The sequence below is a fragment of the Pseudomonas sp. NPDC089401 genome, assembly GCF_044749485.1.
Classification (GTDB): domain Bacteria; phylum Pseudomonadota; class Gammaproteobacteria; order Pseudomonadales; family Pseudomonadaceae; genus Aquipseudomonas.
The window spans coordinates 160,498-167,686 of record NZ_JBIVIA010000002.1; the positions used below are offsets into that span (position 1 = coordinate 160,498).

Below are 7,189 nucleotides of genomic sequence, written 5' to 3' on the forward strand. Positions count from 1 at the left end.
CTATCAGGCTTGGAGAGCGGCTTACTCGCCCCAGACGTCCTTGAGGACGTTGACCCAGTTCTCGCCCATGATCTTGCGCACCACGCGCTCGGAATGGCCGCGCTTGAGCAGGGTTTCGGTGAGGTTGGGGAATTCGCCGACGGTGCGAATGCCCAGCGGGTTGATGATCTTGCCGAAGTTGGTCAGGCGACGGGCGTAGCCCTTGTCGTGGGTCAGGTACTCGAAGAAGTCCTGGCCGTGGCCCTGGGTGAAGTCGGTGCCGATACCGATGGCGTCTTCACCGACGATGTTCATGGTGTACTCGATGGCCTCGGCGTAGTCGTCGATGGTCGAGTCGATGCCCTTGGCCAGGAACGGCGCGAACATGGTCACGCCGACGAAGCCGCCGTGGTCGGCGATGAACTTCAGCTCTGCGTCCGACTTGTTGCGCGGGTGTTCCTTCAGGCCCGACGGCAGGCAGTGGGAGTAGCAGACCGGCTTCTTCGACTCGAGGATGACTTCCTCGCTGGTCTTCGAACCGACGTGGGACAAGTCGCACATGATGCCGACGCGGTTCATCTCGGCGACGATCTCGCGGCCGAAGCCCGACAGGCCGCCATCACGCTCGTAGCAACCGGTGCCGACCAGGTTCTGGGTGTTGTAGCACATCTGCACGATGCCCACGCCCAGCTGCTTGAACACGTCGACGTAGGCGATCTGGTCTTCGAAGGCGTGGGCGTTCTGGAAGCCGAAGAGGATGCCGGTCTTGCCCAGCTCCTTGGCCTTGCGGATGTCGGCGGTGGTGCGCACCGGCATCACCAGGTCGCTGTTGTCGCGGATCAGCTTCTGGCTGGCGGCGATCTGGTCGACGGTGGCCTTGAAGCCTTCCCACACCGACACCGTGCAGTTGGCCGCGGTCAGGCCGCCTTTGCGCATGTCTTCGAACAGCTCGCGGTTCCATTTGGCAATGATCAAACCGTCGATGACGATGCTGTCGGCGTGCAGTTCGGCTGGGCTCATCAGGCTGTCCCCTTTTATTGAGTTGGGTCTCGCCGAACGATGTGCCGGCGCTTTGGGGCCAGCATATGCCTGTGCCCAAAGGCGCCCCGATGCAAAAACGACAGGGGGTTTGCCGAAAGCGTCAATGCGCGACATCGCGCCCTCAAGCATGCCGCCTGGCGATGCGAGCCAGTCTCGATAACGACATTTGTAGGCATTAGATGAACATTTCGTCAGAGATCTATCGTCTTGCTGACGGCTGAGCGAGAATTCAGCCGATTCGTCAGCCTGTTAAGGAGAAAACGGATGAGATCGATGGCATGGCTGGTGTTGCTGGCCGTGGTGACCGGCGCGCACGCCGGCGAGGAAGAGAGCACGCCGTGCGACAACGTCGACAGCGACCAGCAGACCTATGCCTGCGCGGCGTTCAACAAACAGACCGCCGAGCGTGAGCTGAAGTCGGCGTATGACGACCTGATCCAGCGCATTCGCGACCAGTATGCCGATGATGGCGACAACGCCAAGGCGTTGGTCGAGCGCATGGATGCGGCTGAGAAGCTCTGGACGCAATTGCGCGATGCCGATTGCAGGGTCGAGACCTATGCCGAGAAGCCAGGCAGCAAGGCGCTCCAGGCGGCGTGGGATACCTGCGTGGCGCAGCGCAGCGATGACCGCTCGGAGTACCTGCAGTCCATCGGCCAGCAATAAACCTGTGCCGGCCCTTTCGCGGGTAAACCCGCTCCCACAGGTACGGCACACACCTTCAGTCCTGTGGTGATCCCTGTGGGAGCGGGTTTACCCGCGAAAGGGCCGGCACAGGCAAACATCAGATCGCCCGAGCCAACCTGTCCTCCCGCGGGCAACGCTCGAACCTGGCCCGATAGCACCGGGTAAAGTAAGAAGCCGACTCGAACCCGCAAGCCACTCCCACCTCCAGCACGCTCATGTCGGTCTGGCGCAACAGCTGCCGCGCCTTGTCCAGCCGAATCCGCAGATAAAAGCCACTGGGCGTGTCGTTCAGGTGCAGACGGAACAACCGCTCCAGCTGCCGCCGGGTCACCTGCACCGCTTCGGCCAGCACCTGGGTGTTGAGCGGCTGCTCGGTATTGCGCTCCATCTCGCCGATCACCTTCACCAGCTTCTTGTTGCTGATGCCGTAACGGCTGGCGATCTGCATGCGCTGGTGGTCCTGACGCGGGCGTATGCGCCCGAGCACGAACTGCTCGGACACCTGCACCGCCAGCTCGCTGCCGTGGGCCTGGGCGATCAGGTCGAGCATCAGGTCGATCGACGCGGTGCCGCCGGCACAGGTGATGCGCCGGCGGTCGATCTCGAACAGCTCCTGGGTCACCTGCAAACGCGGGTAGCGCTCCTTGAAGGCATCCAGCGCTTCCCAGTGCAAGGTCGCACGATAACCGTCGAGCAGGCCGGCTTCGGCCAGCACCACCGGGCCGGTGTCGATCCCGCCAAGGATCACCCCCTCGTGGTCGAGCCGGCGCAGCGCCTGCTGCAACGACGGCCCGTAACAGGCCAGCGGCTCGAAGCCGGCAACGATCAGCAGCACCCCGCCCGGCTCGCCGTCCCCCAAGGCGCCATCGGCATTCACCGACATGCCATTGCTGGCCTGCACGGCGCCGCCATCCAGGCTCAGCACGCGCCAGCGGTATGAAGGCCCCTTGAAACGGTTGGCCACCCGCAGCGGTTCGAGGGCACTGATGAAGCCCATCGCCGAGAACCCCGGCAACAACAGGAAATGAATCAGTTGCGGCATTGCATGCTCCACGGTCGAAGGTGGTCGCCTCCGTGCAAATCTTGGTCGCCAGGGTGCGATTTCCCACCCTGGCAGCAGCGTAGCGTGTTCACACGGTCCAGAGAGATCGGCCCCAATAAAAAATGCCCTGCCGATGGAGAGCCACCATGCATCGCTTGATCCGCCGCAGCCTGTTGCCCCTTGCCCTGAGCAGCCTCGTCGCCACCCCGCTTTTCGCCGCCGAGCCCGCGGCGTGCAAGAACGTCCGCCTGGGCGTGGTCAACTGGACCGATGTCATCGCCACCAGCGCCATGGCCCAGGTCCTGCTCGACGGCCTGGGCTACCAGACCAAGCAGACCAGCGCCTCGCAGCAGATCATCTTCGCCGGCATCCGCGACAAGCGCCTGGACATGTTCCTGGGTTACTGGAACCCGATCATGACCCAGACCATCACCCCGTTCGTCGACGCCCAGCAGGTCAAAGTGCTGGATAAACCCAGCCTGGAAGACGCCCGCGCCACCCTCGCCGTGCCCAAGTATCTGTACGACAAGGGCCTGAAGACCTTTGCCGACATCCACAAGTTCGAGAAGGAGCTCGGCGGCAAGCTCTACGGCATCGAGCCTGGCTCCGGGGCCAACACCCAGATCAAGGCGATGATCACCAAGAACCAGTTCGACCTGGGCAAGTTCCAGCTGGTCGAGTCCAGCGAGGCCGGCATGCTCGCCGCCGTCGATCGCGCCGTGCGGCGCAAGGAGGCGGTGGTGTTCTTCGGCTGGGCGCCGCACCCGATGAACGTGAACATCGACATGGCCTACCTGGGCGACAGCCAGGACGCCCTGGGCCCGGACGAAGGCCGTGCCACGGTGTGGACGGTAACCGCCCCGGACTACGCCGAACGCTGCCCCAACGCCCACCGCCTGCTGGCCAACCTGAACTTCAGCGCCGAGGACGAGAGCCGCATGATGCAGCCGCTGCTCGACCACAAGGACGCGCTGGAGTCGGCCCGCCAGTGGCTCAAGGACCATCCCGAGGACAAGGCCCGCTGGCTTGAGGGTGTGACCACCTTCGATGGCAAGCCGGCTGCCGACAACCTCAAGCTCACCGCCAACTGACAGGGCCTATTCGCCTGTAGGAGCGGCCTTGTGTCGCGAAAGGGCTGCGCCAGCAGCCCCAGGATTTGTGCGCGCTGCAGAAAGCTGGGGCCGCTTCGCGCCCCTTTCGCGACACAAGGCCGCTCCTACAAGCGAAAAGGCCAACACCGACACCACAAGGAACCACCATGAACCACGACGTCATCATCACCTGCGCCCTCACCGGCGCCGGCGACACGGTCGCCAAGAGCCACCTGGTCCCGGTCACCCCCGCACAGATCGCCGCCGCCGCCGTGGAAGCCGCCAAGGCCGGCGCCACCGTGGTCCACTGCCATGTCCGCGACCCCGACACCGGCCGTTTCAGCCGTGACGTCGCGCTGTACCGCGAAGTCATGGAGCGCATCCGCGAGGCCGACGTCGACGTCATCGTCAACCTCACCGCCGGCATGGGCGGCGATCTGGAGATCGGCCCGGGCGAGTCGCCGATGGAATTCGGACCGGGCACCGACCTGATCGGCCCGCTGGAACGCCTGGCCCACGTCGAAGCGCTGTTGCCGGAAATCTGCACCCTCGACTGCGGCACCCTCAACTTCGGCGACGGCAACGCCATCTATGTTTCCACACCAGCGCAACTGCGCGCTGGCGCCAAGCGCATCACCGAGCTGGGCGTGAAAGCCGAACTGGAAATCTTCGACACCGGCCACCTGTGGTTCGCCAAGCAGATGATCAAGGAAGGCCTGCTCGATGACCCGCTGTTCCAGCTGTGCCTGGGCATCCCGTGGGGCGCGCCGGCCGACACCACCACCATGAAGGCGATGGTCGACAACCTGCCGGCCAACGTCACCTGGGCCGGCTTCGGCATCGGCCGCATGCAGATGCCGATGGCGGCGCAGGCCGTGCTGCTTGGCGGCAACGTGCGCGTGGGCCTGGAAGACAACCTGTACCTGGACCGCGGCGTGCTGGCCAGCAACGGCCAGTTGGTGGAACGGGCGGCGGAAATCATCACCCGCATGGGTGGCCGCGTGCTCACCCCGGCAGAAGGCCGGGCAACAATGAACCTCAAGCGCCGCTGATCCATTCAGGAGACCGATATGCCCTTCATCACCGAGATCAAGACCTTCGCCGCCCTGGGGAGCGGCGTGATCGGCAGCGGCTGGGTTGCCCGCGCCCTGGCCCATGGCCTGGACGTGGTCGCCTGGGATCCGGCGCCCGGCGCCGAGCAGGCCCTGCGCAAGCGCATCGCCAATGCCTGGCCGGCGCTGGAGAAACAAGGCCTGGCGCCTGGCGCTGCGCAAGACCGGCTGAAATTCGTGACGACCATCGAAGCCTGCGTGCGTGACGCCGACTTCATCCAGGAGAGCGCGCCAGAGCGCCTCGACCTCAAGCTCGACCTGCACGCGAAGATCAGCGCCGCGGCCAAGCCCGACGCGATCATCGGCTCCAGCACCTCGGGCCTGCTGCCCAGCGAATTTTACGAATCCTCCACCCACCCCGAGCGCTGCGTGGTCGGCCACCCGTTCAACCCGGTGTACCTGCTGCCTCTGGTGGAAATCGTCGGCGGCAGCCGCACCGCGCCAGAGGCCATCGAGGCGGCGAAAACCATCTACACCGCCCTGGGCATGCGCCCACTGCACGTGCGCAAGGAAGTCCCCGGCTTCATCGCCGACCGCCTGCTCGAAGCGCTGTGGCGCGAGGCCCTGCACCTGGTCAACGACGGTGTGGCGACCACCGGCGAAATCGACGACGCCATCCGCTTCGGTGCCGGCCTGCGCTGGTCGTTCATGGGTACCTTCCTCACCTACACCCTGGCCGGTGGCGACGCTGGCATGCGCCATTTCATGTCGCAGTTCGGCCCAGCCCTGAAACTGCCCTGGACCTATCTGCCGGCACCGGAACTGACCGACAAGCTGATCGACGATGTGGTCGACGGCACCTCCGATCAACTGGGTGAGCGCAGCATCGCCGCACTGGAGCGCTATCGTGATGACACGCTGCTGGCGGTGCTGGAAGCGGTGAAGACAAGTAAAGCCAGCCACGGCATGGCCTTCGGCGACTGAGGAGCCCACGATGCCCGCACTGATCACCTACCGCACCCCAGTCCAGGAGGACTGGGTCGACTACAACGGCCACCTGCGCGATGCCTACTACCTGCTGATCTTCAGCTACGCCACCGACGCGCTGATGGAGCGCATCGGCCTGGACGCCGACAGCCGAGGGCAGAGCGGCAACTCGCTGTTCACTCTGGAGGCGCACATCAACTACCTTCACGAGGTGAAACTCGGCAGCGAAGTGTGGGTACAGACGCAGGTCATCGGCTTCGACCGCAAGCGCCTGCACGTCTACCACAGCCTGCACCGGGCCGGGTCTGACCATGCGCTGGCGGCCAGCGAACAGATGCTGCTGCACGTGGACCTTAACGGGCCGAAGTCGGCGCCGTTCAGCGAACACAGCGCTGCGTTGCTGCAAGGGCTGGTGGATGAGCAGGCCGACCTGCCGCCAGCCGAGCATGTAGGCCGGGTGATCGCCCTGCCTTGAAAAAAATAACCCCGGAAAGCCGTGAGCATCCGGGGCCAAGAGCGAGCAACATCCACTGTGCATGAGTGAGGGTGACCAAACCCTCGAGGACCGTGAATGGCTGCAGTCTGCTGGCTTCGCGACTCGGGCAATTAGCCGGGAGCGACCTGTTCTTAGCCAAACCAGCCATTGCGACATTCTGCCCTTGCGGGCCTGTCGCTGCGGACACAGAATCGGTCGTAAATCACAGCAGCACTCTCTTCGCGATAAAAGGGACAACAGCCATGATGCATGCGGATTTGATTGACCAGGACGACCTGGCAGGCCACCTGCGCGCGCGCGGGTTCGACATTCCCGCCGGGGCCAGCGCCGAACAGGCCTGCGAGGCGGTGGTGCGCGGGCTGACCGAGCCCAATGCGCGGGCGTTGAAGGGCATGGTCGAGCAGATGTATACCGGCAGTGCGACCATCCTGCCGGCGGTGCGCCAGGCCATCGACAAGCAGCTGTTGCCGGCGCTGGCCCAGTTCAGCCGGCGCGCCTGATTCCTCCTGTTCCGGCCCTTTCGCGGGTAAACCCGCTCCCACAGGAAAATCACCAGCCTCAGGGTGATGAGTAACTTGTGGGAGCCACAGGAAAATCACCAGCCTCAGGGTGATGAGTAGCTTGTGGGAGCCACAGGAAAATCACCAGCCTCAGGGTGATGAGTAACTTGTGGGAGCCACAGGAAAATCATCAGCCTCAGGGTGATGAGTAGCTTGTGGGAGCCACAGGAAAATCACCAACCCCAAGGTGATGAGTAACTTGTGGGAGCCACAGGAAAATCACCAACCCCAAGGTGATGAGTAACTTGTGGGAG

At 64.2% G+C, this 7,189-nt stretch carries 8 protein-coding genes; 6 read left to right on the forward strand and 2 right to left on the reverse strand.

What is annotated here, in order from left to right; translation table 11 throughout:
• Nucleotides 1–21: 21 nt before the first annotated feature.
• A complete protein-coding gene (locus ACIP21_RS04860; protein WP_009682902.1) occupies nt 22–999 on the reverse strand; it encodes a dipeptidase in 978 nt (325 codons plus the stop codon).
• Between the two features lie 285 nt (nt 1,000–1,284).
• Here ACIP21_RS04860 and ACIP21_RS04865 point away from each other — a divergent pair, with 285 nt between their 5' ends.
• A complete protein-coding gene (locus ACIP21_RS04865) occupies nt 1,285–1,686 on the forward strand; it encodes a lysozyme inhibitor LprI family protein (protein ID WP_400684614.1) in 402 nt (133 codons plus the stop codon).
• A 118-nt stretch (nt 1,687–1,804) separates the two neighbouring features.
• Here ACIP21_RS04865 and ACIP21_RS04870 read toward each other — a convergent pair whose 3' ends face one another.
• Complete coding sequence (locus tag ACIP21_RS04870) at nt 1,805–2,749, reverse strand: GlxA family transcriptional regulator (protein ID WP_400684617.1); 945 nt, start codon at nt 2,747–2,749, stop codon at nt 1,805–1,807.
• Nucleotides 2,750–2,895: 146 nt separating this feature from the next.
• Between ACIP21_RS04870 and choX the strand changes: the two genes are divergently transcribed.
• The 5 genes from choX to ACIP21_RS04895 all read left to right on the forward strand — a co-directional run bounded on the left by choX (nt 2,896) and on the right by ACIP21_RS04895 (nt 6,875).
• The gene (choX, locus tag ACIP21_RS04875; RefSeq protein ID WP_400684619.1) at nt 2,896–3,840 is read left to right on the forward strand and encodes a choline ABC transporter substrate-binding protein; all 945 of its coding nucleotides are present in this window, start codon (nt 2,896–2,898) and stop codon (nt 3,838–3,840) included.
• 167 nt (nt 3,841–4,007) lie between these two features.
• Nucleotides 4,008–4,892 (forward strand): 3-keto-5-aminohexanoate cleavage protein, encoded by an 885-nt coding sequence (locus ACIP21_RS04880; protein ID WP_400684622.1) that lies wholly within the window; start codon nt 4,008–4,010, stop codon nt 4,890–4,892.
• A gap of 18 nt (nt 4,893–4,910) precedes the next feature.
• Nucleotides 4,911–5,876, forward strand: coding sequence for an L-carnitine dehydrogenase (locus tag ACIP21_RS04885; RefSeq protein WP_400684625.1), 966 nt, complete (start codon nt 4,911–4,913; stop codon nt 5,874–5,876).
• A 10-nt stretch (nt 5,877–5,886) separates the two neighbouring features.
• Nucleotides 5,887–6,354: a thioesterase family protein gene (locus ACIP21_RS04890; protein WP_400684628.1), complete on the forward strand. Its 468-nt coding sequence runs from the start codon at nt 5,887–5,889 to the stop codon at nt 6,352–6,354.
• Between the two features lie 263 nt (nt 6,355–6,617).
• Entirely contained in the window at nt 6,618–6,875 is a 258-nt protein-coding gene (locus tag ACIP21_RS04895; RefSeq protein WP_159412923.1) for a hypothetical protein, read from the forward strand.
• Nucleotides 6,876–7,189 lie beyond the last annotated feature (314 nt).

Coding starts and splice junctions, on each gene's coding strand:
- ACIP21_RS04865 (WP_400684614.1), top strand. CDS start 1,285: ATGAGATCGATGGCATGGCTGGTGTTGCTGGCCGTGGTGACCGGCGCG.
- ACIP21_RS04890 (WP_400684628.1), top strand. CDS start 5,887: ATGCCCGCACTGATCACCTACCGCACCCCAGTCCAGGAGGACTGGGTC.
- choX (WP_400684619.1), top strand. CDS start 2,896: ATGCATCGCTTGATCCGCCGCAGCCTGTTGCCCCTTGCCCTGAGCAGC.
- ACIP21_RS04880 (WP_400684622.1), top strand. CDS start 4,008: ATGAACCACGACGTCATCATCACCTGCGCCCTCACCGGCGCCGGCGAC.
- ACIP21_RS04895 (WP_159412923.1), top strand. CDS start 6,618: ATGATGCATGCGGATTTGATTGACCAGGACGACCTGGCAGGCCACCTG.
- ACIP21_RS04860 (WP_009682902.1), bottom strand. CDS start 999: ATGAGCCCAGCCGAACTGCACGCCGACAGCATCGTCATCGACGGTTTG.
- ACIP21_RS04870 (WP_400684617.1), bottom strand. CDS start 2,749: ATGCCGCAACTGATTCATTTCCTGTTGTTGCCGGGGTTCTCGGCGATG.
- ACIP21_RS04885 (WP_400684625.1), top strand. CDS start 4,911: ATGCCCTTCATCACCGAGATCAAGACCTTCGCCGCCCTGGGGAGCGGC.